Genomic DNA, 23,081 nt, shown 5'->3' on the forward strand with positions numbered 1-23,081 from the left:
AGTCCCACAGGTCGAATCCCCCCCCAAGGGCACAAAGAGCCTGAAAGGCGTAATCCGGCATTGAGCGATGAGCCATAAAAAAACGCGGCACCTGCCACGCAGGGCCGCGTTCACCGGATGAAACCAGACTGATTCACATCAGGCGGTTTCGTAATCGTTCTCCTCGAAGTCGGCCATCTGCGCCGCGTACTGGGTGGCGAACCCGGGGTACATGGTGGCGTTGAAACCGTCTTCGGTGAGATACCAGCTCTTGCAGCCGGAATTCCAGTTGGTTTTCGCCAACCGTTTCTGCATGGCCTTGTTGTGCTTGCGTTGAACCGCTTCTTTCACGTCCAGCATCTTGAGGTCGCCCTGAAGAATTTTCTGCACGCCTTTCACGGCGTAATCCAGCTGGGACTCCATATACACCAGCGCAGAGTTATGGCCGGGCCCGGAGTTCGGCCCAAAGGTCATGTACAGGTTCGGATAGCCCGACACATTGATGCTCTTGTAGGCCTGCGCCCCGCCTTCCCATTCTTCTCCCAGCACCCGACCCTTGCGTCCTTTCACCGGGAATGGCGTACCGGAATGGCTAACATCGAAACCGGTGGCAAAAACAATGCAATCCACCTGATGCTCGATGCCTTCCACTGTGCGAATGCCTTTTTCACTGAGACGCGCGATGGGCCAGGTGATCAGTTTCGCATTGTCTTTCTGCAGCGCCGGGTAGTAATCGTTGGACACCAGCACACGCTTGCAGCCGATGGTAAAGTCCGGCGTCAGCTGACGGCGCAGCCAACGATCTTTCACTTGCCGGCGCAAATGCAAACGCGCCACTCGTTCGGCAATACGCGTCAGTGGTGAATTCCAGATAACCGCCAACGCCATACTCTCATGCGTCCAGTAGAGCAGGTTGCGCATGGCCTGCTGGCTGGCCGGCAGTTTTTCGAACAGCTTCTTGTTCCACTGCGGCGTGGCAAAATCCGGGCGCGGCATGACCCAGCCCGGGGTGCGCTGGAACACTTTTACATGCTTTGCCTGTTTCACCAGCTCGGGGATGATCTGAATACCGCTGGCGCCGGTACCAATAACCGCCACTTTCTTGCCGCTGAAATCATAATCGTGGTCCCAACGGGCGCTGTGAATCTTGTGGCCCTTGAAATCCTCCAGGCCGGTAATCGCCGGGAAGCTGCAGTTGGACAACGGCCCCTGAGCCATGACGGCGGCGCGGCCAGCAAACTGCTCGCCCTTGCCGGTGGTCGCGGTCCACATACCCTTCTTTTCATCAAAGGTCAGGTCTTCCACGTTTTTCTCGAAACGAATGTGGGATTCCAGTGCGAACTCGGCCACCAGGTGATGGATATAGTCGAGAATTTCCTGGCTGCCTGAAAAGCTGCGCGACCAGCTCGGGTTAGGCGCAAAAGAATACGAATAAAGATTGGAAGGAATATCACAGGCTGCGCCCGGATACTGATTGTCGCGCCAGGTGCCACCCACCGCGTTGGCGCGCTCCAGAATCACAAAATCCTCAATGCCTGCCTGTTTGAGACGAATGGCCATCCCCAGGCCGGCAAACCCTGCGCCCACAATCAATACGGATGCCGGTTTGAGCGCGGACTTTTTCGTTGCTGCCGGACGTTTAGCCGTGGCAGCGCGCTTACGGGTAGCCACCTTGCGCGGGGCCTTTTTCGGGGAGGCTGAGGATGTAGTCATAACGGTATCTCTTCAACAATCAGGGTAGCCTCGCCATGGACACCAGCCACATGGCGAGCGGTCGTTGGTGGGCTATCAAGCAGTGGGCTGGTAAGTCAGCTCTTTTACCCAGGAAGGCACCGCCGGCAATGCCCGGCGTGGAATCAGGCCGGTCAGTTTGACCATGCCATCCACCGGCACGTGGTAGGCACGGTTGTTGCGATTCACCACAAACTTGGCGTGCTGGCGAATTACCTGGTACCAGGGATTACGTCGACCATCTTCGGTACGGCCGCCAATTTTTTCGAACTTGGCCATGGCGGCATACAGCCGCTCTTCCGGCAATCCCATGGTAATAATGTTGTCGCGCATTTTGTTAAGCAGCGGCACATAGGACGCGATGCCCAGCATCAAGCGCGGATCCAGTAGTGGTGCCAGCATTTTGGTGGCGCCGATAAAGGTTTTCCCCCGGCCTTGCATCTCCATGACGCTGAAGCCCACACCCAAATGGCGTGATTCATCGTCATTGATTTTCTCAAAGGCCTGATGGCACACCGGATCCTTCACCGTCTCAAGAAGGAAGGTGCACAAGGCGCCGTCCAGCGCGATCTCCAGCATCGGCACCACCGTACCCAACACATAAACCGGCATTTCGTCGCTGTAACGGTCCAGCCATTCGATCACCAGACGCAGGTTGATGTTTGGCTCGGGGATTTCATCGCCCTCAAGCATGCCCCAGCGTTTCATCAATGCCATTTCGGCATTGGCATGACGCTGCTCTTCCGCATGGAAGTAGGTATAAATTTCACGCAGGGTGTCGGTGGGGGCTTTCTTGGCCATGGCCGCAAAAGCTCTTGCGCCCACATGCTCAATCCACATCAGGTCGGCCATGAAATCTTTCAGCTTTGGCCACTGCTCTTCGGTAATCAGTTCCGCGCCAGGTGCATCCCAGTCGATATCTGACAGGGCCCACTGGGTGGATTTTATTTTTGCCAGCATTTTGTCCAGGTCGATAGAAGCCATGATGCTCTCCTGTTATCGCGATACGATATTTCCAGCCGGTTTAAGGTCAATTCGGTGCGGCAGCACAGCCGACCGCAATCCAGCGCCTTGGGGTGCTGCTGCATGCTCAAGGCTTTACTGTTACATTGCTCGGTGTAACAATAAATCGAATGCTTGTTCGGATTCAATTCGGAAACAGATATGGCACGTAAACCCAAACAACAGCGCTCCAAAGCCACCGTCGACGCCATCATCGAGGCTGCTCTTATCTCCATTGCCCGGCAGGGCCCTGGCGCCACCACGGCACGCCAGGTTGCCGATATTGCCGGCATTGGCGTGGGTTCCCTGTATGAGTACTTCGAGGATAAGGACGCCATCTTTACTGCCGCTGGCGCCCGCTTCGTGGACGATACGGTGGCCATGATCAAACCGCTGATTCCGGAACTGGTACGAATGAATATCCGCGACGCGGTGAGCAAACTACTGTTTACCTTTCGGGATTTTCTCGAAGAGAACAATCAGCTGTATCTGAAGTGTGCCCGCCACGCCTTCAGTCAGGACATGGTGATGCACCAGGCGCCTATTAATCGCGCCCTGATGGATCTGTTTACCCAGTACCTGATGCACCACCCGGAATTGTTGCGCATGCCCAATATTCCGGCGGTGGCTTATTTCTATATCAATGGCGGGATTTTCACCGTGGTTCGTCATCTCTCGGAAGAGAAACCGACCCAGAGTTTTGAGGAGCTCACCATGGTATTCGGCGATTTTCTGGCCAGTTACGCGGAACACAAAGTGGGGGCGAGCAACGCCACGCAATAGCACCACGGGACCCGAAATCGAACGCCACAACCAACAATAAAACCAGGAGGCACCATGCGGACGCCCAATCCGGAAACACCCCCCTCTGGAACATCGCGCATTCCCAATTTGGCGGATTGGCGCTTCAACCGTTACCTGACCATGCAGCTGATGCCGCTGTTCTATCTGCTGCTGATTGTCGGGGCGCTGGTCGTGGTGGCCAGTGTGGTCGGCCTGTGCTTCTGGTTCTCCACGCTGGCGGGCATCATCGCCACCGCCATCGCCCCGCTGGCGCTGCTGGTCAGCGTGGCGGTGATCCGCGCAGCACTGGAATACATGATCATGGCGCACCGCATCATGCGCATCATCGAACGCATGGATGCCCTGCCCGGGCAGGTCGCTGATTTATCCGTCCGGGTGGACGGCATTACCGATCATGTGGACGGATTGACCGGCCATGTGAATGATATCCACGAAACCCTCATGCACGTTCGCCCTTTTCTGCGCTCCGCCGGACTGCCCAGCCGTTTGCTCAATGCGTTTCGGGGGCACCCGGAAAAATAAGTCCGGATCAGCGCCAAGATTGTCGTTTCCCGGTGCTGACATACCCCGATGCATACCGCACTATTGTGGGCCTGAAAGCGCCCCGCCTTTTCCCGGTGGCGCTCACCGTGAGAGTTGAGGAGTTCCCATGGCCCTACCCGCCTCCCTGCAAAACAGTCTGCAGCTGCCCGTTGTGGCATCGCCCATGTTCATTGTGTCCAACCCGGACCTGGTCATTGCCCAGTGCAAAGCCGGCATTGTTGGCTCTTTTCCTGCCCTGAATGCCCGCCCTGCGGAAGAACTGGAAGTGTGGCTCAAACGCATTACCGAAGAACTGGATGCCTGGAACCAGGCCAACCCTGACAAGCCTGCCGCCCCGTTCGCGGTCAACCAGATTGTGCACAAGTCCAATAACCGGCTGGAGCACGACCTGGAAATGTGCGTGAAGTACAAGGTGCCCATCGTGATCACCTCCCTGGGTGCCCGGGTAGATGTGAACGAGGCCATCCACAGCTATGGCGGCCTGGTGTTCCACGACATCATCAATAACTTCTTCGCCAAGAAAGCCATCGAGAAAGGCGCCGATGGCCTGATCGCCGTGGCCTCAGGCGCAGGCGGCCATGCCGGCACCCTGTCGCCACTGGCGCTGGTTCAGGAAATCCGTGAATGGTTCGACGGCCCGCTACTGCTGTCCGGCGCCATTGCCACTGGCGACTCCGTGCTGGCCGCCCAGGCCATGGGCGCCGACCTGGGCTACATCGGCTCCGCCTTTATCGCCACCGATGAAGCCAACGCAGATGAGCGCTACAAACAGTCCATCGTGGACGGCAGCGCCAACGACATTATCTATTCCAACCTGTTCACCGGCGTCCACGGCAATTACCTGCGCAATTCCATTGAAGCGGCAGGCCTGGACCCGGAAAATCTGCCGGAAAGCGATCCGTCCAAAATGGATTTCGGTGATGGTAGCTCCAAAGCCTGGAAAGATATCTGGGGCAGCGGCCAGGGCATCGGAGCGGTGAAGAAAGTCGGCCCGGCTGCCGATCTGATTGCACGCCTGAAACGGGAATACTCCGCCGCTCGCCAGCGCATGGAAGCACTGCCCTGGAAGTGAGCGCGACGCAGAAAGAGAAAATAAAAAGGCCGCACCCTTTACCGGGTGCGGCCTTTTTATTGATAAGTGCGGGGTAGCTGCCCGGTCGGGCAGCCCCTGCACTTAATCTCGCTCTTCTTTTTAACTTTTAACTTTTAACTTTTATTCAGGATCCCAGCAACGACGCCACCAGCCCTTTCTTTTTCACCGGCTGATAGTTATCGAACTCCAGAATGCCATCATCAATGGCACCAAAACGCAGCTTGGGCAGATCGACCATGTAGTTCTGTACCACCATCCACGGCTGCTTGGAGCCCTGACGCGGCAAGCGGTCATTGGCGCGCTGAATATAACCGGACTGCATGCCGAGGAAATTCTCGTCGGTGATGCAGTTATCTTTGTCACGGGGGGTCACCGTCTGCGCACCGGTCTTTTCCATATGGTTGAGCAAGCGGCACACATACTCACAAACCAGATCCGCTTTCAGGGTCCAGGATGAGTTGGTGTAACCGAACACCAGCGCCATATTGGGCACATCGCGCAGCATCATACCCTTGTAGACCAGAGCTTCACGTGGCTCCACCGGTTTGCCATCAATGGTGCCTTCTACACCGCCGAGCATCTGAATATTCAGGCCCGTGGCGGTAATGATGATATCCGCTTCCAGCTCTTGCCCGGACTTGAGCAGGATGCCGGTTTTGGTGAACCGCTCGATATGATCGGTCACAACCTCAGCCTCACCGCGGCGCAGAGTCTTGAACAAATCACCGTTAGGCACGGCACACAGACGCTCATCCCAGGGGTTATAACTGGGACGGAAATGCGTCATATCCACATCATCGCCCAGCTGACGCTTGGCCGCCGCCAGCAAGGCACGGCGAACCAGTTTCGGGCGCTGCTTGGACAGCTTGAACACCAGACGCTGAATACCAATATTGCGGGCGCGAGCCAACCGATAGACCATCATCTCCGGCATGAAACGGCGCATGCCCACAGAGATCGGATCCACTTCCGGCACCGTGGCAATGTATGTCGGCGACCGTTGCAGCATGGTGACCTTCGCGCCTTCTTTGGCCAAGGCCGGCACCAGCGTTACGGCCGTCGCACCAGAGCCGATCACCACGACTTTCTTGCCTTTATAGTCCAGGTTTTCCGGCCAGTGTTGCGGGTGAATAACCTGACCCTTGAAGTCCTTCTCACCGGGGAAGTCCGGTTTGTAGCCTTCGTCGTAGTTATAGTAACCACTGCAAGAGAACAGGAAGTTGGCGGTGAAGATTTCCTGTTCGCCGGTTTTCTCGTTGGTGGTTTCCACCACCCACTGGTTGTCCGCACTGGACCAGTTCGCCGTGATCACCTTGCGACCAAAACGGATATGTTTTTTGACGCCGTACTCTTCTGCGGTGTCTTCCACGTATTGGCGAATCGAATTGCCATCCGCCAGAACCTTTGGTTCCGTCCAGGGGCGAAAGCTGTAGCCCAGGGTAAACATGTCGGAATCAGAGCGAATACCTGGGTACTTGAACAAATCCCATGTCCCGCCAATGCGCTCACGGCGCTCAAGAATCGCGTAGGTGCGATTCGGCGCCTTGCGGGTCAAATGACAAGCGGCACCAATGCCGGAAAGGCCGGCACCAACAATCAGTACATCAACGTGTTTATTGGACATATTCTCTACCTCCAGCCTCTCAGGCTGCCTGATCCTCGCAGTGCAAACATTGACATCGCTCAATGGCACAATTGAATAAGTGACAGAATAGCCGTACTGCAGGGTATGAGAAAAGGCCAAAATAGGCCGTTAATTGGCTCTGGAGCCCGGAAAAAGTGCCGCTACGGACGAGAAAAGGACACAACCGGCAGAAACACTGCGCCCCGGCGATCAGTAACGTCCGGCGTTCTGCTCCAGGCAATCCTGCTTGAAGGCCTGGATCATATAGCTCTGGGTGCGGCGCTGGGCGGCATATTCCGGGTAAGCCCACAGCCGCCGATCATTCTCTACCCGGCGCGGTTGATAGCTGATGCCCTTACCCCGCAACAATTTGTCGGTCAGCGCGTCGCGCTGATCACTGCCCAGATTCGAAGCCAGCTGGCGAACACAGGATTCATAACCGGCGATCAAGGCAAACTGTTCCGCAGAGTAGTTGAAATCACCGGCACGCACCGTTGCCACCACACTCAGCAACAAGGCTCCCCGCCCCAGCCACCACGCCACGCGACTCCCCCTTTGTCGCCAGCCCGCCTCACTCCGATCATTTATATGCATATCAGCATTACTCATTGATTTTCATAGAAATCTGGCACGTCAGAACCAATGTCAAAGTGCCATTATTTTTTGTGATCTTTAACACACTGGTTACATAAGTGGATGGGCATACTCCCAACCTGACCTCGGGGGAGGCCACGCGGACGCTGGTGAATCCGGCCCGCCAATGACAATAACGAAATGGGTACTGGCATGTTCAATTTGGAAAACCTGTGGCATACCGCCGGATCACACCCCTGGCTCTGGATTCCCTTTTCCTGCGCAGTGCTGATCAGTCTGGTGCTATGGAGCGGTCGCATCCGGCAACCCAGCGCCATTAACCTGCTGGCCATCGGCCTTGTGCTGCCTGCCATCAACCTGAGCCTGGTGGCGACCAGCGCGGTAATGATGTCCAACCAGCTGTCTCAGGACTGGGTAGCCCTGCTGCCTTTTTAGGGCCGTCGAATTACGCTTCGTTTTAGCCTTCAAAGGCCCCGCAAGAACGCCAGCTGATCTGCCAGGCTGATTTCCCGGGCTTCGCCCTGATAGATATCAAAATGGCCCACCGGGTAGCGCTTCACACTGGGCCTTGCCATGGCTGCGGCCGCTTTTTCTGCGGCACTGGCCGGCGCCACGGTATCGGTTTCACAAATCAGAATCAGCGCCGGGCAGGTTACCTTGCTGGCCTGGGTCACAGGCCGGAATAGCGGCAACGCCAGGGCAATGCGCCCCGCGACTTCATTGGGCACATGCGCCGGCATCAGCGCGGTATAACCGTCATAGGCGTCGTGGCTGGACATGGCGGCCAGCTCTCCGGGGCGCCCCGCCGAAGGCAGCATTTTGGGCCCCAGCCCCAACGCACTGCTGCCCACATCCCACAGGCCGATGCCGGTCATTTTCAGCGCCTGTCCGATGCCCGCATAACGGATCACCTCCAGCACCGACGCCATGCCGTCCATCATCGGGCACTGGGCAATAATGCCGGCCACCGGCTCCCGGGCAGCCACGGCAGTAACCAGCCCCCCGCCAAAAGAGGTACCCCACAGGACGATGCGTTGGTTATCCACTTCTTCAAGCTTGCGCACACAGGCCAGGGCCGCTTGCCAGTCCGCCACTTCCCGGTGGGGCAACAACACCTGACGCGGCATCCCTTCACTTTCGCCGAAGTGACGGTAGTCGAACAGGAACACCGCGTAACCGGCCTCGACAAAAGCGTCGCGAAACGGCGCCAAACCGCATTCTTTGGTGAGGCCAAACCCGTGCCCCATGACCACCGTCAGGAAAGGCCCTTCCCCCTCGGGCAGATACAGATCGCCCCGGCAGGATTGCCCCTCACTGACGAAACGTAATTCACGCATTGCGTTCATGGAAACTCCTTCATTGTCTAGCTGATGCCTGATGCCAACAATAAACCTGCAGGGTTGAAATACCGGCAAGGCATCGCCGCCGTTTTTACGGCATTGCGCCACGCCCTGCTACGCCTACGCGGCTGTTAGGCCAACGACATCAACCCGATCTTTAGATTCTCGTCTTTAGCGTCATGCGTCCGGCACCTGGCATCCAGCCCCCAGTCATCAAGCGCTTATCACCGGGGCGATAAAGCGCCATTCTTCAATGCTCTGTCCCAGCACCAGAAAGTGTGGATTGAGAATGTCTTCCTTGTTGTACTGCAGCGGCTCAAAGGCGGTGTTCACCACCACCCCGCCCGCAGCCGTCACCACCGCGTGGGCCGCAGCGGTATCCCACTCGCTGGTGGGCGCCAGGCGCGGGTAAATGTCCGCGCTACCTTCCGCCACCAGGCACAGCTTCAGCGACGACCCCATGGAGGCGCGCTCCACCTCGCCCACTTCTTCACGGATAAAGGCTTCCAGCTTTTCCACCGCCACGCCACCATGGCTACGGCTCGCCACCATCACCACCGGCGTGGTGCGCTCACGGCATTGAATCGCCCCACGCTCACCGTTGTGCTCTTTGAAGGCACCCACGTCTTTGCCGCCCAGGTAGGTCACCGCCGTTACCGGCACATGCACCACACCCAGCACCGGGGTATCACCCTCCACCAGCGCAATATTGACGGTGAACTCACCGTTTCGCTTGATGAATTCCTTGGTTCCATCCAAAGGGTCTACCAGCCAGAAACGGGGCCAGTCCTTGCGATCGGCATAGGCGATACCGCCGGACTCCTCAGAGAAAACGGGAATCTCCGGGGTCAGCGCCTGCAAACGGGCTTCAATAATCTTGTGCGCCGCCAGGTCCGCCTCGGTAATCGGTGACTTGTCATCCTTGGTTTCCACACCCAGGTCATCGCGCTCGTAGACATCAAGGATCGCTCGTCCCGCTTCACGGGCAATCTCGGCAAGCGGGTCCAACAGGGCATTAAAGTCGGTCATTTACACATTTCCTGTGATTCAGATTTTGGCACCTGTAGGAGCGCCGCTCCTACAGCTCAATTATCGACGTTGTTCCAGCAGCCGCTTGGTCATCAACAGCGCGGCGATCACCCGAGCTTCGCTCACATCCTCGCGCTCGATCAGGCGATCAATCTCGGACAACTTCCAGGTCACCACTTCCAGTTCTTCCGGCTCATCTCCCGGCAAGGATTCTTCGTACAGGTCTTCTGCCAGCACCACTTTGATGCGATGCCCCATATACCCCGGTGACAAGGTGAGCTCTTTCATCAGGCTCAGACGCTTGGCGCCGTATCCGGCTTCTTCCTTCAATTCCCGGTTGGCCGCATCGCGCCAGTCTTCGCCGTGTTCGCAGGCCCCCTTGGGCAGGGTCAACTCGTAGCTTTCCGTGCCAGCGCCATACTCCCGAATCATCACCACGGTGTCGTCATCCAGCAGCGGCACCATCATCACCGCCGCAATGGGCGGGGTCCGCAGCCGCTCATAGGTGCGCTCAACGCCATTGGTGAAGCGCAGGTGCAGCTCCTCAATCCCGAACAACCGGCTCTTTGCAATCAGCCGGGTGTCGAGAATCTCCGGTTTCTCATCCATAATCACCTCTGATAACCGTGGCAAGACTAACCCGAACACGCAGGAAATTCATGATTGACTGGCATTCCGTCGACACCGTGCTGCTGGATATGGACGGCACGCTACTGGACCTGCAATTTGACAACTGGTTCTGGCAACAACACGTGCCCGACTGCTACGCCCGGCAACGGGGGCTGGAGCAGACCGAGGCCAACCGCATTATCCACGACTGGATCACCAGCCACCAAGGCACCCTGAACTGGTACTGTCTGGATTTCTGGACCGCCGAGCTCGGCCTGGAAATTGCCGGCTTGAAAAGAGCCGCTGGCGACCGCATCTCCGTGCGGCCGGGAGCAGAAGCCTTTCTGCAAAAGCTTCAGGGCTCGGGCAAGCAAGTGATCATGGTCACCAATGCCCACCGCGATGCACTGCACTTAAAGCTCGAACGCACCGGCATTGACCAGTATTTCGACGAATTGGTGTCCAGCCATGACTATGGCCACCCCAAGGAGGCCCAGGCGTTCTGGCAGCATCTACAGCGGCACCTGCCTTTCGACCGGGCCCGCGCGCTGCTGGTGGACGACTCCCTGCCGGTATTGCACAGCGCCCGGCAATACGGCATTGGCCAGCCGGTGAGCATTCTGCACCCGGATTCCAGCCTGCCCAAACGGCTTGATACGGACCCGTTTCCGGCCATTGATGACTTCCTGGCCGTGCTGCCCTGACGGCCAGCTCCGGAGAAACCGATGGAAAGCGTACGCATAGACTCCTGGCTCTGGGCCGCCCGGTTCTTCAAGACCCGCACTTTGGCCAAAACCGCCGTCGAAGGCGGCAAGATCCATATCGATGGCAGCCGCACCAAGCCCAGCAAGGCGGTGCAACCCGGCCAGACGGTGACCATCACCAAGGGCACGGAACATTTCGAGGTCATCGTCCGCGACCTGAGCAGCAAGCGCGGCCCGGCGAAGGTGGCCCAGACGCTCTATGAAGAAACCCCGCAAAGCGTGGCCAAACGGGAAATGAACAGCGAGCAGCGAAAACTCGCCCGGGCCGCTACCGCCGCCCCGGACCACAAACCCAGTAAAAAGGAACGCCGGGATATCCAGCGCTTCAAACGAGACAATCTGGAATAACGATTTTCACGGTGGCGTCACCGCGATCAACCTCAGGACATCATCATGCAAGACCACAAGCAGCGCTTCCTTTTCCCCGACTCCGACATTCGTGGCGAACTGGTACAGGTAGAAAGCAGCGTCAGCCGTATCCTTGAAGGCCACAGCTACCCGCTGGCCGTACAGGGGCTGATTGGCGAGGCCGTCGCGGCGGTGGCTCTGCTGGCCAGCACTCTCAAATTCAAGGGGCGGCTGGCCCTGCAGGCCCAGGGCAAGGGCCCGGTATCTCTGCTGCTGGCCGAGTGCACCCATGATGGCGAGCTGCGTGCCCTGGCCCGCCACAGCGACGGACAGGACTGGAACCACGGCGACATTCAGACACTGATCGGCGAAGGCACCATGGTCATCACCATCACCCCGGAACAAGGCCGCCAGTACCAGGGCATCGTCCCGCTCAGCGGCGATACTCTGGCCGAATGCCTGCAGGGCTATTTCCAGCAATCGGAACAGCTGCCCACCCGCCTGTGGCTGGCCAGTGGCAACAACCGCGCCGCCGGCCTGCTACTGCAACGTCTCCCCAATCAACTTGCTACCACCGACGGCAACACCCAGATGTGGCAGCACCTGGAGGCCCTGGCCAGCACCCTGCAGATGGAAGAGCTACTGAACCTGGATGACCAGACTATCCTGCACCGGCTGTTCCACGACACCCCACCCCAGCTCCCCGAGGCCCAGCCCCTGCAATTCGGCTGCACCTGCTCCCGGGACCGTAACCGCAATGCGCTGATCTCGCTGGGCAACCAGGAGCTACAGCAATTGCTGGACGAGGACGGCGAGGTAACGCTGACCTGCGATTTCTGCCGCAACCAGGAGCATTTTGATGCCGTGGATCTGGCGGAGATGATCCGGGAAGGCAATTAATAGTTAATAATGAATAACTAACAACTCGCGGTTTTGTTCTGTCTGACCTGAAACACAAGAGGCAAGGCCTAGCCGCCCCGCGCAACTATTCACTATCCATTATTAACTGCCTCTGGCGCCGTGACCGCATGGTCCGATGGGGAATCGCCACTGATTCTCTTTTCTGGCATAATCGCGCGCCTGTGCTGATCAGTGGCGCCACTACTGGTCCCTTATTGGTCTTGTCCGGTCTCTGTCCGGGCACGAGACCGGCACTGTGTATCCGCAATGCGAACTTGAAGGTTGCACGGCCATACCCGCTGTAACCGCACGGCCACAAGCCCAGGAATAACCATGACCGATCCGATTGTTTATAACGACCTCAGCCCGGCCCAGCTGGTAGAGCTGGCTGTTCAGCGTAACGAAGGCCGCCTGGCCGATAACGGCGCCCTGGTAGTGGAAACCGGTCATCGCACCGGCCGCTCGCCGATGGACCGTTACATTGTTGACGAGCCGAGCACCAGCGAGCACATCCATTGGGGCGCCATTAACCGCCCCATCGACAGCGATAAATTTGACGCCCTGTGGGACCGCGTTACCGCGGCCGTTGCCGAAAGCGACGCCTTTATTTCCCACCTGCACGTCGGCGCCGACACTGATCACTACCTGGCCGTGAAAGTGACCGCGCAAACCGCGTGGCACAACCTGTTTGCCAACACCATGTTCATCCGCCCGGAGAAGTACAACCCGCGCAGCAAGGAAGAATGGCAGATCCTCCACGCCCCGCACTTCCAGTGTGACCCGGAGCGTGACGGCACCAACTCTGACGGCTGCGTGATTCTCAACTTCGCCCAGCGCAAGATTCTGATTGCCGGCATGCGTTACGCCGGTGAAATGAAGAAAGCCATGTTCTCCGTGCAGAACTTCCTGCTGCCGGAAAAAGACGTGCTGCCCATGCACTGTTCCGCCAACGTGGGCGAAGACGGCGATGTAGCCCTGTTCTTCGGCCTGTCCGGCACCGGTAAAACCACCCTGTCCGCCGACCCGAACCGTTACCTGATCGGTGATGACGAGCACGGCTGGGGCAAGGACGTGGTCTTCAATATCGAAGGCGGCTGCTACGCCAAGTGCATCGACCTGAGCCAGAAAAACGAGCCGGTGATCTGGGACGCCATCAAATTCGGCGCGGTCTTGGAAAACGTCATCATCGACGACAACCGTACCGCCGACTACGCCGATGTGTCTCTCACCCAGAACACCCGTGCCGCCTACCCGCTGGAAAACATCGACAAGAAAGTCGACGAAAACCGTGCCGGCGAGCCCAAGCACATCATCTTCCTGACCTGCGACCTGACCGGCGTTCTGCCGCCCGTGTCCAAGCTGTCCAAGGAAGCGGCGGCGTACCACTTCCTGAGCGGCTACACCGCCCTGGTCGGCTCCACCGAAATGGGTTCCGGCGGCGGTATCAAGAGCACCTTCTCCACCTGCTTTGGCGCTCCGTTCTTCCCCCGTCGTGCCGGCGAGTACGCCGAGCTGCTGATCAAGCGCATGGAAGAGTTCGGCTCCACCGTTTACCTGGTGAATACCGGCTGGACCGGTGGCCCCTTCGGTGAAGGCGAGCGTTTCAGCATTCCCACTACCCGTGGCGTGGTCAACGCGATCCTGTCCGGCGAACTGGACAATGCGGAAACCGAGCACCTAGACATCATCAACCTGGACGTGCCCAAAGCCGTTTCCGGTGTAGACAGCAACCTGCTGCAACCCAAGAAGACCTGGGCCAACCCGGAAAACTACGAAGCACGCGCCCGCGACCTGGCAGAGCAGTTCCAAAAGAACTTCGCTGACAAGTACGCGGATGTGTCCGACGAGATCCGCGCAGCCGGCCCCAAGGCGTAACGGACGCCGCAGGCTTTACGCTGCAGGCAATACATGGAAGGCGCCTTATGGGCGCCTTCTTTGTTAGTAAAGGCGGTGACTCACCACTCACGCAAAACGCGTCGCGAGGCAGGCCGAAAGTGCGGCCCTGCCCCCAACAAGTCGTAATACCATGCGACAATTGGACATGACATGTCCAAAGGCTAGACTTGCCGCCTCAGATAAAGGACTTCCCATGAGCAAACCCAGAATTGTTGTTGTCGGCGGTGGTGCCGGTGGCCTGCCGCTGGTAACCAAACTCGGTGCCAAGCTCGGCAAATACGGCAATGCCGATATCACTCTGGTGGATTCATCCAACATCCACGTCTGGAAACCCCGCTTTCATGAAGTCGCCACCGGCGCCATTGATGCAGATCTGGATGCGGTGGATTACCGCGCCCATGCCCAGCTCAACCACTATCGATTCGAACCCGGCACCCTGACCCAGGTCGACACCACCGGGCAGACGCTGACCCTGGCCCCTCTACACGATGCCCATGGCAGCGAAGTGCTCCCGGAGCGCAAACTGGCTTACGATTATCTGGTGCTGGCCACCGGCAGCCAGAGCAACGATTTCGGTACCCCCGGCGTCCGTGACAATTGCCTGTTCATGGACAGCCGCGCCCAGGCGGAACGCTTTCGTGAGCGCTTCCTCAATGCCTGCCTGCACGCCAACCATGAAAGTAAACCGGTCTCCGTGGCCATCGTCGGCGGTGGCGCCACCGGGGTGGAGCTGGCCGCTGAGTTGCACCATGCGGTGAGCATGCTCAACTTTTATGGCCACGAACATCTGGACCGCAAACACCTGCAGGTGGATATCATTGAAGCGGCACCGCGTATCCTGCCGGTACTCAGCGAGCGGGTCTCCGCCACTGCCACCAAACGGCTGGAGGGTCTGGGCGTAACGGTACGCACCGGCGTGATGGTGGCCGAAGCCACCCCCGAGGCACTGGTGCCCAAAGATGGCGACCCGATCAAGGCCGACCTGCTGGTGTGGGCCGCCGGGGTAAAATGTCCGGAATGGCTGAGCCAGATCGACGGCCTGACCACCAACCGCATCAACCAGGTGGAAGTGGAGCCGTCGCTTCAAGCCAAGGGTCAAAAGAACATCTTCATCATCGGTGATGCGGCCTTCCTGATCCCGGAAGGGGCAGAACGCCCCATCCCGCCGCGGGCCCAGTCCGCCCAGCAGATGGCCCAGCACACCGCCCGCAGCCTGCAACGGCTACTGATGAACCGCGATCCGAAACCCTTCGAATACAAGGACCACGGTTCACTGGTGTCGCTGTCCAACTACAGCTCGGTGGGCATGCTGATGGGTAACCTGAAAGGCGGCAACTTCTTTGTGGAAGGCTGGCTTGCCCGGATGATGTATATCAGTCTGTATCGCATGCACCAGGCCGCGCTATACGGCTGGCCGCGCACCATCATGTTGCTCATCGCCGGGCGCTTCAACAAACTGGTGCGCCCGCGACTGAAGCTGCACTAAGGCGAGCAAACCCTCACCACATCCAGCTTGCCCAGGGCGCCATTCGGCGCCCTGTTCGCTGTTTTGATGGTATCTTCACAACCCTCCTGCCAGTGTGATCCCGACGACACCACACAGGGGGAACCATGCTCAACGCATTACCAAGCTCGCTACACCTCAGCCAATGGGCCACCACGCTGGCACTGGCAATCACACTTGCCGGCTGCGACAACACCACCGAAGTCAGCCGTGAAGTCAGCGCCTCTGCGTACACCCTCTCCGAAGCAGAAACCAAGAAAGGCAACGTGGGCCTGGCCGCCTGGGGCGACCAGCTGGAACCTGGCATGAAGGCCATTGCCGTATCCCGCGACCTGATCAAGGCAGGGCTTACCCACCAGACCGAAGTCCGCATTGAAGGCCTGCCCGGCACCTATCAGGTGCTCGACAAGATGAACAAACGCTGGACCGATCACATCGACATCCTGATGGAAGACCGGCAGACAGCACGGGAATGGGGCAGGCAGCCAGTCACCATTCGCTGGGATGTGCCGGCGGAATAAGCCATCAGTATTCGCCACTCCCGGCGGCAGTCGCTACACTGCCAGCAGGACACTAACGCCGGGATGACAATGAAAGAGATCGCGCTCTACTGGTTCGGCATTTTCAAAAACACGGTGCGCCTGTGGCTGGAAGGTAACGCCGTTAGCTATGCCGGCTCGCTGGCTTTCTTCACCCTGTTCTCTCTCGCCCCGGTGATTATTCTGGCGGTCAAAGTCATTTCCCTGGTGATGACCAGCGACGCCGCCATGGCGGAAATTCTCGGCCAGCTGGAAGCCACCATCGGCCCGGAAGCGGCCAACGAGGTGCGTAACGCCATCGCCAATACCCAGGCACCGCGTCAGGGCCTGCTCGCCGGCATGCTCAGCCTGCTGGTCATGATCATTGGCGCCACCACCGTATTTGCCCAGATGCAGCGCTCCATGAACGCCATCTGGGAAGTGATGCCGCGCCCCTCACGTAACACCATCGCGGCCCTGATCAAAAGCCGGTTACTCTCGCTGACCGTGGTCATTTCGCTGGGGTTTGTGCTGCTGGTATCACTGCTACTGAACGTGGTGGTTCAGGCCGTTATCGTCTATGCGGAAAGCTGGCTGCCCATTCACGGTGCCGTGGTGGTGGCTGTTGAGATGGGCGTCTCCCTGCTGGTGATCGGCCTGCTGTTTGGCACCATGTTCCGGGTGCTGCCTGATGTGGTGCTGAACTGGAAAGCCGTTATGCCCGCAGCACTGGTCACCGCGATCCTGTTTTCTGTCGGCCGCGCTCTGATCGGCCTGTACCTGGCCCATACAGCCACGGCATCCACCTACGGCGCCGCCGGCTCCCTGGTGGTCTTGCTGATGTGGGTGTACTACTCGTCCATGATCCTGCTGTTCGGCGCCGCCTTTACCCGCGCTCACTGCGAAGCACGGGGCCTGAAAATTCTGGCCCGCAGCACCGCTATTCGCGTCAAGCACCAACAGATCGATCTGCCCGCGCAGTAAGCCATTCTTGGTTATCCATTAGCCAATGTAGACCTCGCCTTCCGGATAACGCACCACCGGTTGGCGCGGACGGGTCAGCAGGAATGACAGCGTCAACGGGCCGATCCGGCCCACGAACATGACCAGCATGATCACCCACTGCCCCGCTGACGACAGCTCACCGGTAATGCCCCGCGATAACCCCACGGTGCCAAACGCGGAGACCACCTCAAAGGTGAGATCTTCAAAGCCCAGCCGGGCATCGGTGACCGACAACGCCATCAGCGCCACAAACACCACCCCGCAGGCAATAAAGGTAATCGCCAGGGATTTGTACACCAGGGTTGAGGAAATCTGCCGGCCAAAGATCACCGGCAACGGCCGACCACGCAGAAAGGCACGAGTGGCCAGCAGCAACACCATAAAGGTGGTTACCTTGATGCCGCTACCGGTGGAATTGGTACCCGCACCGATAAACATCAGCAGCAGATAAAACAGGCTGGTCGACAATGACAAGGCGCTCATATCCACCACATTGAACCCGGCCGTACGCGGCGTCACCGCATGAAACCAGGACGCCGCCAATTTATCGCTGACGCTCATGTCGCCCAAGGTGCCGGGGTTATTCCACTCCGCCAGCATGAAGAACAATAGCGTTGCCGCCAACAACACCCCGGTGCCCACCAGCATCAACTTGCTGTGCAGCGACAACCCGCGCCAGCGCCAACCTTTTTCGAAATCCGCCAGCACCGTAAAGCCCAGCCCGCCCACGATGATCATGGTGGTAATGATGAGCACAATGCCCCAGTGCCCACCCCAGCCGGACAGGCTGTCGGTACTGAGCGCAAAGCCCGCGTTATTGAATGCCGACACCGCATAGAACAGGCTGTGGAACGTGCCCTGCCCCCAACCCAGCGCGGGCACCCAGACACACATCAACAGCGCCATGCCCACCGCCTGCACCACCACAACCACCACCAGGATCCGGCGAATCAGCCATGCGATATCACTGACCCGGCTGTAGTTCATGCAATCACGGATCAGCTGCTGCTCACCGATACCCAGCCGATGGCCAATGGCCAGCAAGGTGGCCGCCGCAAAGGTCATGATGCCAATGCCGCCGGCCTCGATCAGTAGCAGCAGCACCCACTGGCCGAACAAGGTGAACTGGCTGCCCACATCCACCACCGACAGGCCCGTCACCGTCACCGCAGAGGTCGCCGTGAACATGGCCTGTAACCAACTGATTGGCGAGTGGGTGGCGATGGGCAACTTGAGCAACAACGCGCCCAATACGATTAAAAAGAAAAAACTGCCAGCCAGCGCCACTGGCGGAGACACCAGCGGCTTGTGAATATGCGGCCGGGGAACGCCAACGCGGCGTGCAAACCAGGGCCTCATTGTGCTTTGGAAAACCGCAACAAGTCGTGCAGCGTGCCCATCAGCACCATCTGGTCTTTCTCTTGCAGCTCCAGACCGTCGAAGGGCGCTTGCCACACCTGGGTACCGCGCTTGACCAGCGCCAGGCGCAGCTCTTCATCCTTCAACGGCAACTCGGATGCGGTCATCCCGGCAAACCGTTTATCCACCTTCACCTCTACCACCAGCCAATCATTGCCCAGGGAAATATAGTCGAGCATTTCCGGGTGCACGATGGTCTGGGCAACGCGGATGCCCATTTCGTGCTCCGGGTGAATAATCCGGTTGGCCCCCAATCGCGACAGAATCCGGTGATGCGGTTCACTGATCGCCTTGACCCACACCTGTTCCACCTCCGCACTTTTCAGCGCCAGGGTGGTCAGAATACTGGCTTCCAGATTTTCACCAATGGCCACTACCACCGCATCAAAGGCAGGCAAATCCAGCTCGGCCACCACCTTGTCACTGGTGCCATCGGCAATCAGGGTTTGCGACAGTTTGTCAGCGTAATACTCCACCCGCTCACCATCGATATCCACGCCCATGACATCGTGCCCCAGGCGCGTCAATTCCTGCGCAATGGTGGAACCAAAACTGCCCAAACCGATCACAGCATACTGGTGCTTCACAGGCCCTCCTTGCTTGAAGCAATGGCGATAGCAAAAGTCTGCGCCTTTTATTTGCCGCTGTCATCGCGGCACTCCGGGCAAACGTAAAGACAGTTTTTTTCCTGTTTTTTTGTCGTTATGTGCCGCACCCCGACAACAACAGCGTTATGCTCTGTGTCGCCTTATTCCGTTTGATGGTGGAGACCCCATGCCCTCGATTCGCGCCGCCCTGTTTGCCAGTGCCACCCTGCTCGCCAGCCATGCCAGTTATGCGCTGGACAACGCCGAGTTTGAACAATGCATGGCCCAGTTACGGGCCCAGGCCGATGAGGCCGGCATCCCGGCCCAGGTGATCAGCCACAGCCTGAATACCGTCAAACTGAACGAGCGGGTGATCGAACTGGATCGCACCCAGCCGGAATTCACCAGCAGCTTTTCTGATTACTACACCCGCCGGGTCAGCGAAACGCGCATCGAAACCGGCCGCAAAAAGTACCGCGAACAACAACCCCTGCTGCAGGCGCTCACCCGCGAATACGGCATCCCCGGCCATTACCTGGTTGCTTTCTGGGGACTGGAAACCAATTACGGCGGCTTCCTGGGCAGCATCCCGGTACTGGATGCCCTTAGCACCCTGGCGTGCGAAGGCCGTCGGGGCGATTACTTTTCCGGCGAATTGATGAACGCTTTGCGCATCATTCAGTCCGGCGATGTAGAAGCCAGCCAGATGGAAGGTTCCTGGGCCGGCGCCATGGGCCAGACCCAGTTCATGCCCGCCATCTTTCTCAAATACGCGATCGATCACGATGGTGACGGCCGCCGCAATCTGTGGAAAAGCGAAGACGACGCTCTCGCCTCCGCAGCCAATTTCCTGCAAGGACTGGGCTGGCAGCGCGAACAGCGCTGGGGAAGGGAAGTAACGCTGCCTGACAATTTCGATTTCCAGCTAACCGGTTTCGCCCATCAGCGCAGCCTCAGCGACTGGGCCAAGCTGGGTGTGCGCATGCCCAATGGTCAGCCCCTGCCCCAGGCAGACATGGAAGCGGCACTGGTGGTCCCGTCCGGCCATAACGGCCCGGCCTTTCTCGCCTACCAGAATTTCCGCGTGATCATGGGCTGGAACCGATCCGAGTCCTACGCCATTGCGGTGGGCAGACTGGCCGACCGCATCGCCGGCGGCGGAGCGCTTCACCAGGCACCCGTTCCTGCACCCAGACTGAATCGCGAACAGGTCACCCGGCTTCAGCAAACGCTGAATGAACAGGGCCATGATGCGGGCGCGGAAGACGGCCTGCTCGGTCCCGGCACCCGTCAGGCCCTGGCCCGCTACCAACAGGCCAACGGCATGGTGGCGGACGGTTTCCCGGATCAGGAAGTGCTCACCCACATCGGTGTTCTGCCTTAACCGGTCAGCTCTGCCACATAAACGGCACAGCGAAGACGTCGCCAGCAGCGAAGCAACAGCCGTCGCGAGAAGCGAGTTTCGGAAGGCAAAACCTGAAAGAGCGGAGATGTCAGGTTTTCGTAACGCGAAACTCGGACCTCGAAACGGTTTTATCGGGCCAGTGCCCCGGCCAGGGCACTGACCCCATCCTCGATGGTGTCGTCCGGCAGGACCCCAAATCCCAACAGCACGCCCGGCATCGCCGGTTCTGCCATATATAAACTCTCCAGCGACATGGCGGTAACGTCCTCTTTGATCAAGGCATCAGCCAAGTCCCTCACTGGCGGCGTGCGCACCGCAATATGCAACCCGGCCATCTGCGGCAGAACCGTCAGCGCCGATTGCCCCCGCAATGCAGCAAGCAGTTTTTCACGGCGTGATGCGTAGCGGCGCTGCATCCGCTTCAAATGACGGGCGAAGTCGCCCTGCTCGATCAGATACCCCAGCGCCCGCTGGGTCAGGTCGTTACTGCCCGAATCGGTCAGCGATTTGGCCTGCAACAACGCGGCCTGCAAACCGCCCGGCATCACGATGTACCCGGTACGAAAACTGGCATGGAGGACTTTCGAGAAACTGCCCAGATACGCCACCTGCTGATGATGATCCAACCGCTTGAGTGCCTCCAGTGGTCGCCCTTCAAAACGAAACTCGCCGTCGTAGTCATCTTCCACGATCAGCATCTGCGTAGCACGGGCACGCTCCAGTAAAGCCAAACGCCGGGAAAGGCTCATGGGCATGCCCAGCGGAAACTGGTGCGACGGGGTCACATAGACCAGGCGCGCCTGATCTGGAATGCGATCAACACACAATCCCTCATCATCCACCGGCACAGGCATCACTTTTGCCCCAACCGCCTCAAACACTGCCCGGGCCGGCGGGTAGCCCGGCTCTTCCATTGCCACGCAATCACCGGGAGCCAGGCGTACCCGCGCCAACAGATCCAGCCCCTGCTGCGCCCCTTGCGTAATCAGCAATTGATCCGCACTGCATGGCAGCCCACGGCTGTAGCCCAGATAATCCACCAGCCCCAGGCGCAGCCGCAGGTCCCCCTGCACCTCGCCATAAAGCAACGTCTCTACCTGCTGGTCCCGTACCGCCCGGTGCAGACAGCGCCGCCACGCCTGCCACGGCAGCTGTTCCCGCTCGGTCACCCCGCCGGCAAAATTGAAACGCCGGGCGGGCCCGTTTCCCCACACCGGCTGCGTCACCCAGTGAGGCCCGGGGCTCACGCCTGCCGGCAATAACGTCACCGGTTCACTGGCAGGCAAACGGGCAACAAAGGTACCACTACCCGGCCGGGCACAAAGAAAACCTTCCGCAATCAGCCGCTCATACGTCATCACCACCAACTGCCGCGACAACCCCATCTCACGGCACAACACCCGGCTTGGTGGCATCCGCTCCCCCTCCTGCAAGCGGCCATCCTGCATGGCCTGGCGTAGCTCACGGTAAAGCTGGGCCTGCAACGAGCCTTCGCCATTCAGCACCAGATGCAACTGCAAATTGGTCTCCTTAATAATAGAAAACTGGTCCTTTTTACCAAACCGGACAGCGGTAGATTAGCACTCGGATGAAGACGACTCATCGACTTTGCGGTACCGCCCCGCTGGTTAGGCACAGGGCGAAACTGCACCCGGCAAAAGGCAACCTCAATGAACCGCAAAAAGCGAATAGTGAACATTACGATACTGATGGTCATGGCGTTGTATTCACTGCCCGCCATGGCCGCAGACAAGCGCATTGGCATCCTGGTTTACGACAAGGTGCTCACCAGTGATGTCACGGCACCCGCGGAAGTGTTTGGGGTCGCGACAAGAGAGTCGTGGTTTTCAGACTATGAAGTGCTGTTGATCGGCGTGGAGAAAGACGCCGCCGTTGTCACCACCGAAGAAGGCATACGCTTGACGGTCGACACCACCATTTACGACAGCCCCAAACTGGATGCACTGATCGTCACCAGTTCCTATGTCATGGATTCGCTGTTTGACAATGCGGATCTGACAACATTCCTTACCGAACAGGCAACAACGGCTTCATGGCTGGCAAGCAATTGCTCCGGGGCGTTTTTGTACGCCCACGCCGGCTTGCTGGATGGCTACACCGCTACCACCTGGGCAGGGGGCGAACCCCAGTTACAGCGAGAATTCCCCAACATCAATGTGATCGAAGATCGCAATGTTGTCGTTGATCGCAACCGGATATCCAGCAATGGAGGCATCCCATCCTACCAGGGCGCACTGGTCTTGCTGGCGCAGATGAGCAGCAAGAGAAAGGCCAGGGAAGTGTTTGAAACCATCCAGTTAAACCGCCTGATCCCCTGGACCGAGATCACCCGGTATTTACCTGAAAAGTGACAAAAGGACGGCAGC

The 23,081-nt window shown here is 58.8% G+C and carries 24 protein-coding genes; 14 read left to right on the plus strand and 10 right to left on the minus strand.

The features are described 5' to 3' along the window. Window positions 1-138: 138 nt before the first annotated feature. Together CL546_RS13605 and CL546_RS13610 are read right to left on the minus strand one after the other, a co-directional pair. Entirely contained in the window at window positions 139-1,692 is a 1,554-nt protein-coding gene (locus tag CL546_RS13605; protein ID WP_290495880.1) for a flavin-containing monooxygenase, read from the minus strand. A 75-nt stretch (window positions 1,693-1,767) separates the two neighbouring features. Beyond that, complete coding sequence (locus tag CL546_RS13610) at window positions 1,768-2,694, minus strand: ferritin-like domain-containing protein (RefSeq protein ID WP_290495881.1); 927 nt, start codon at window positions 2,692-2,694, stop codon at window positions 1,768-1,770. 180 nt (window positions 2,695-2,874) lie between these two features. Between CL546_RS13610 and CL546_RS13615 the strand changes: the two genes are divergently transcribed. The 3 genes from CL546_RS13615 to CL546_RS13625 all read left to right on the plus strand — a co-directional run bounded on the left by CL546_RS13615 (window position 2,875) and on the right by CL546_RS13625 (window position 5,131). Continuing rightward, entirely contained in the window at window positions 2,875-3,495 is a 621-nt protein-coding gene (locus CL546_RS13615) for a TetR/AcrR family transcriptional regulator (RefSeq protein WP_290495883.1), read from the plus strand. A gap of 54 nt (window positions 3,496-3,549) precedes the next feature. Then, a complete protein-coding gene (locus CL546_RS13620) occupies window positions 3,550-4,038 on the plus strand; it encodes a DUF4282 domain-containing protein (RefSeq protein WP_290495885.1) in 489 nt (162 codons plus the stop codon). A gap of 127 nt (window positions 4,039-4,165) precedes the next feature. Next, window positions 4,166-5,131 (plus strand): NAD(P)H-dependent flavin oxidoreductase, encoded by a 966-nt coding sequence (locus tag CL546_RS13625; RefSeq protein WP_290495887.1) that lies wholly within the window; start codon window positions 4,166-4,168, stop codon window positions 5,129-5,131. A 145-nt stretch (window positions 5,132-5,276) separates the two neighbouring features. On the opposite strand, the gene CL546_RS13630 is transcribed toward CL546_RS13625, so the two are convergent. Beyond that, window positions 5,277-6,776, minus strand: a complete 1,500-nt coding sequence (locus CL546_RS13630) for a flavin-containing monooxygenase (RefSeq protein ID WP_290495889.1) — start codon at window positions 6,774-6,776, stop codon at window positions 5,277-5,279. Between the two features lie 210 nt (window positions 6,777-6,986). Then, window positions 6,987-7,319: a hypothetical protein gene (locus tag CL546_RS13635; protein ID WP_290495891.1), complete on the minus strand. Its 333-nt coding sequence runs from the start codon at window positions 7,317-7,319 to the stop codon at window positions 6,987-6,989. A 243-nt stretch (window positions 7,320-7,562) separates the two neighbouring features. Between CL546_RS13635 and CL546_RS13640 the strand changes: the two genes are divergently transcribed. Then, window positions 7,563-7,805: a hypothetical protein gene (locus tag CL546_RS13640; RefSeq protein ID WP_290495893.1), complete on the plus strand. Its 243-nt coding sequence runs from the start codon at window positions 7,563-7,565 to the stop codon at window positions 7,803-7,805. Window positions 7,806-7,834: 29 nt separating this feature from the next. On the opposite strand, the gene CL546_RS13645 is transcribed toward CL546_RS13640, so the two are convergent. From CL546_RS13645 to nudE, 3 genes are all read right to left on the minus strand, one after another. Next, window positions 7,835-8,716: an alpha/beta hydrolase gene (locus CL546_RS13645; RefSeq protein ID WP_290495895.1), complete on the minus strand. Its 882-nt coding sequence runs from the start codon at window positions 8,714-8,716 to the stop codon at window positions 7,835-7,837. Window positions 8,717-8,923: 207 nt separating this feature from the next. After that, entirely contained in the window at window positions 8,924-9,739 is an 816-nt protein-coding gene (gene cysQ, locus CL546_RS13650; protein WP_290495898.1) for a 3'(2'),5'-bisphosphate nucleotidase CysQ, read from the minus strand. Window positions 9,740-9,799: 60 nt separating this feature from the next. Further along, entirely contained in the window at window positions 9,800-10,348 is a 549-nt protein-coding gene (gene nudE / locus CL546_RS13655; protein WP_290495901.1) for an ADP compounds hydrolase NudE, read from the minus strand. 50 nt (window positions 10,349-10,398) lie between these two features. On the opposite strand from nudE, the gene yrfG reads away from it, so the two are divergent. From yrfG to CL546_RS13690, 7 genes are all read left to right on the plus strand, one after another. Continuing rightward, window positions 10,399-11,052 (plus strand): GMP/IMP nucleotidase, encoded by a 654-nt coding sequence (gene yrfG, locus CL546_RS13660; RefSeq protein ID WP_290495903.1) that lies wholly within the window; start codon window positions 10,399-10,401, stop codon window positions 11,050-11,052. Between the two features lie 21 nt (window positions 11,053-11,073). Beyond that, the gene (locus CL546_RS13665) at window positions 11,074-11,460 is read left to right on the plus strand and encodes an RNA-binding S4 domain-containing protein (RefSeq protein WP_290495905.1); all 387 of its coding nucleotides are present in this window, start codon (window positions 11,074-11,076) and stop codon (window positions 11,458-11,460) included. 45 nt (window positions 11,461-11,505) lie between these two features. Further along, entirely contained in the window at window positions 11,506-12,360 is an 855-nt protein-coding gene (gene hslO, locus CL546_RS13670; RefSeq protein ID WP_290495907.1) for an Hsp33 family molecular chaperone HslO, read from the plus strand. A 333-nt stretch (window positions 12,361-12,693) separates the two neighbouring features. Then, on the plus strand, window positions 12,694-14,235 hold the full coding sequence (locus CL546_RS13675; protein WP_290495909.1) for a phosphoenolpyruvate carboxykinase: 1,542 nt from the start codon (window positions 12,694-12,696) through the stop codon (window positions 14,233-14,235). A gap of 214 nt (window positions 14,236-14,449) precedes the next feature. Then, window positions 14,450-15,742 carry an NAD(P)/FAD-dependent oxidoreductase gene (locus CL546_RS13680; protein ID WP_290495911.1) on the plus strand — a complete coding sequence of 431 codons (1,293 nt, stop codon included), beginning with the start codon at window positions 14,450-14,452 and terminating at the stop codon, window positions 15,740-15,742. Window positions 15,743-15,867: 125 nt separating this feature from the next. Beyond that, on the plus strand, window positions 15,868-16,281 hold the full coding sequence (locus CL546_RS13685) for a 3D domain-containing protein (protein WP_290495913.1): 414 nt from the start codon (window positions 15,868-15,870) through the stop codon (window positions 16,279-16,281). A 69-nt stretch (window positions 16,282-16,350) separates the two neighbouring features. Beyond that, the gene (locus CL546_RS13690) at window positions 16,351-17,262 is read left to right on the plus strand and encodes a YihY/virulence factor BrkB family protein (RefSeq protein WP_290495915.1); all 912 of its coding nucleotides are present in this window, start codon (window positions 16,351-16,353) and stop codon (window positions 17,260-17,262) included. A gap of 18 nt (window positions 17,263-17,280) precedes the next feature. On the opposite strand, the gene CL546_RS13695 is transcribed toward CL546_RS13690, so the two are convergent. After that, window positions 17,281-18,471, minus strand: coding sequence for a TrkH family potassium uptake protein (locus tag CL546_RS13695; protein WP_290495917.1), 1,191 nt, complete (start codon window positions 18,469-18,471; stop codon window positions 17,281-17,283). Here CL546_RS13695 and CL546_RS13700 point away from each other — a divergent pair. Beyond that, window positions 18,470-18,595, plus strand: coding sequence for a hypothetical protein (locus tag CL546_RS13700; RefSeq protein WP_290495919.1), 126 nt, complete (start codon window positions 18,470-18,472; stop codon window positions 18,593-18,595). The two genes, CL546_RS13695 and CL546_RS13700, sit on opposite strands and share 2 nt — an antisense overlap. A 43-nt stretch (window positions 18,596-18,638) precedes the next feature. Here CL546_RS13700 and CL546_RS13705 read toward each other — a convergent pair whose 3' ends face one another. Next, window positions 18,639-19,289, minus strand: a complete 651-nt coding sequence (locus CL546_RS13705; protein ID WP_290495921.1) for a potassium channel family protein — start codon at window positions 19,287-19,289, stop codon at window positions 18,639-18,641. Window positions 19,290-19,476: 187 nt separating this feature from the next. Here CL546_RS13705 and CL546_RS13710 point away from each other — a divergent pair, with 187 nt between their 5' ends. Continuing rightward, window positions 19,477-20,673, plus strand: a complete 1,197-nt coding sequence (locus tag CL546_RS13710; protein WP_290495923.1) for a lytic murein transglycosylase — start codon at window positions 19,477-19,479, stop codon at window positions 20,671-20,673. A 149-nt stretch (window positions 20,674-20,822) separates the two neighbouring features. Here the strand turns inward: CL546_RS13710 and pdxR are convergent, their stop codons facing one another. Beyond that, window positions 20,823-22,214: a MocR-like pyridoxine biosynthesis transcription factor PdxR gene (gene pdxR / locus CL546_RS13715; RefSeq protein WP_290495925.1), complete on the minus strand. Its 1,392-nt coding sequence runs from the start codon at window positions 22,212-22,214 to the stop codon at window positions 20,823-20,825. A gap of 171 nt (window positions 22,215-22,385) precedes the next feature. Here pdxR and CL546_RS13720 point away from each other — a divergent pair, with 171 nt between their 5' ends. Further along, the gene (locus CL546_RS13720) at window positions 22,386-23,066 is read left to right on the plus strand and encodes a DJ-1/PfpI family protein (protein ID WP_290495927.1); all 681 of its coding nucleotides are present in this window, start codon (window positions 22,386-22,388) and stop codon (window positions 23,064-23,066) included. Window positions 23,067-23,081: the final 15 nt, after the last annotated feature.

It is taken from the genome of Alcanivorax sp., assembly GCF_002726155.1.
Lineage (GTDB): Bacteria > Pseudomonadota > Gammaproteobacteria > Pseudomonadales > Alcanivoracaceae > Alcanivorax.

Coding starts and splice junctions, on each gene's coding strand:
- CL546_RS13605 (WP_290495880.1), bottom strand. CDS start 1,692: ATGACTACATCCTCAGCCTCCCCGAAAAAGGCCCCGCGCAAGGTGGCT.
- CL546_RS13610 (WP_290495881.1), bottom strand. CDS start 2,694: ATGGCTTCTATCGACCTGGACAAAATGCTGGCAAAAATAAAATCCACC.
- CL546_RS13615 (WP_290495883.1), top strand. CDS start 2,875: ATGGCACGTAAACCCAAACAACAGCGCTCCAAAGCCACCGTCGACGCC.
- CL546_RS13620 (WP_290495885.1), top strand. CDS start 3,550: ATGCGGACGCCCAATCCGGAAACACCCCCCTCTGGAACATCGCGCATT.
- CL546_RS13625 (WP_290495887.1), top strand. CDS start 4,166: ATGGCCCTACCCGCCTCCCTGCAAAACAGTCTGCAGCTGCCCGTTGTG.
- CL546_RS13630 (WP_290495889.1), bottom strand. CDS start 6,776: ATGTCCAATAAACACGTTGATGTACTGATTGTTGGTGCCGGCCTTTCC.
- CL546_RS13640 (WP_290495893.1), top strand. CDS start 7,563: ATGTTCAATTTGGAAAACCTGTGGCATACCGCCGGATCACACCCCTGG.
- CL546_RS13645 (WP_290495895.1), bottom strand. CDS start 8,716: ATGAACGCAATGCGTGAATTACGTTTCGTCAGTGAGGGGCAATCCTGC.
- cysQ (WP_290495898.1), bottom strand. CDS start 9,739: ATGACCGACTTTAATGCCCTGTTGGACCCGCTTGCCGAGATTGCCCGT.
- nudE (WP_290495901.1), bottom strand. CDS start 10,348: ATGGATGAGAAACCGGAGATTCTCGACACCCGGCTGATTGCAAAGAGC.
- yrfG (WP_290495903.1), top strand. CDS start 10,399: ATGATTGACTGGCATTCCGTCGACACCGTGCTGCTGGATATGGACGGC.
- CL546_RS13665 (WP_290495905.1), top strand. CDS start 11,074: ATGGAAAGCGTACGCATAGACTCCTGGCTCTGGGCCGCCCGGTTCTTC.
- hslO (WP_290495907.1), top strand. CDS start 11,506: ATGCAAGACCACAAGCAGCGCTTCCTTTTCCCCGACTCCGACATTCGT.
- CL546_RS13675 (WP_290495909.1), top strand. CDS start 12,694: ATGACCGATCCGATTGTTTATAACGACCTCAGCCCGGCCCAGCTGGTA.
- CL546_RS13680 (WP_290495911.1), top strand. CDS start 14,450: ATGAGCAAACCCAGAATTGTTGTTGTCGGCGGTGGTGCCGGTGGCCTG.
- CL546_RS13685 (WP_290495913.1), top strand. CDS start 15,868: ATGCTCAACGCATTACCAAGCTCGCTACACCTCAGCCAATGGGCCACC.
- CL546_RS13690 (WP_290495915.1), top strand. CDS start 16,351: ATGAAAGAGATCGCGCTCTACTGGTTCGGCATTTTCAAAAACACGGTG.
- CL546_RS13700 (WP_290495919.1), top strand. CDS start 18,470: ATGGCCTGTAACCAACTGATTGGCGAGTGGGTGGCGATGGGCAACTTG.
- CL546_RS13695 (WP_290495917.1), bottom strand. CDS start 18,471: ATGTTCACGGCGACCTCTGCGGTGACGGTGACGGGCCTGTCGGTGGTG.
- CL546_RS13710 (WP_290495923.1), top strand. CDS start 19,477: ATGCCCTCGATTCGCGCCGCCCTGTTTGCCAGTGCCACCCTGCTCGCC.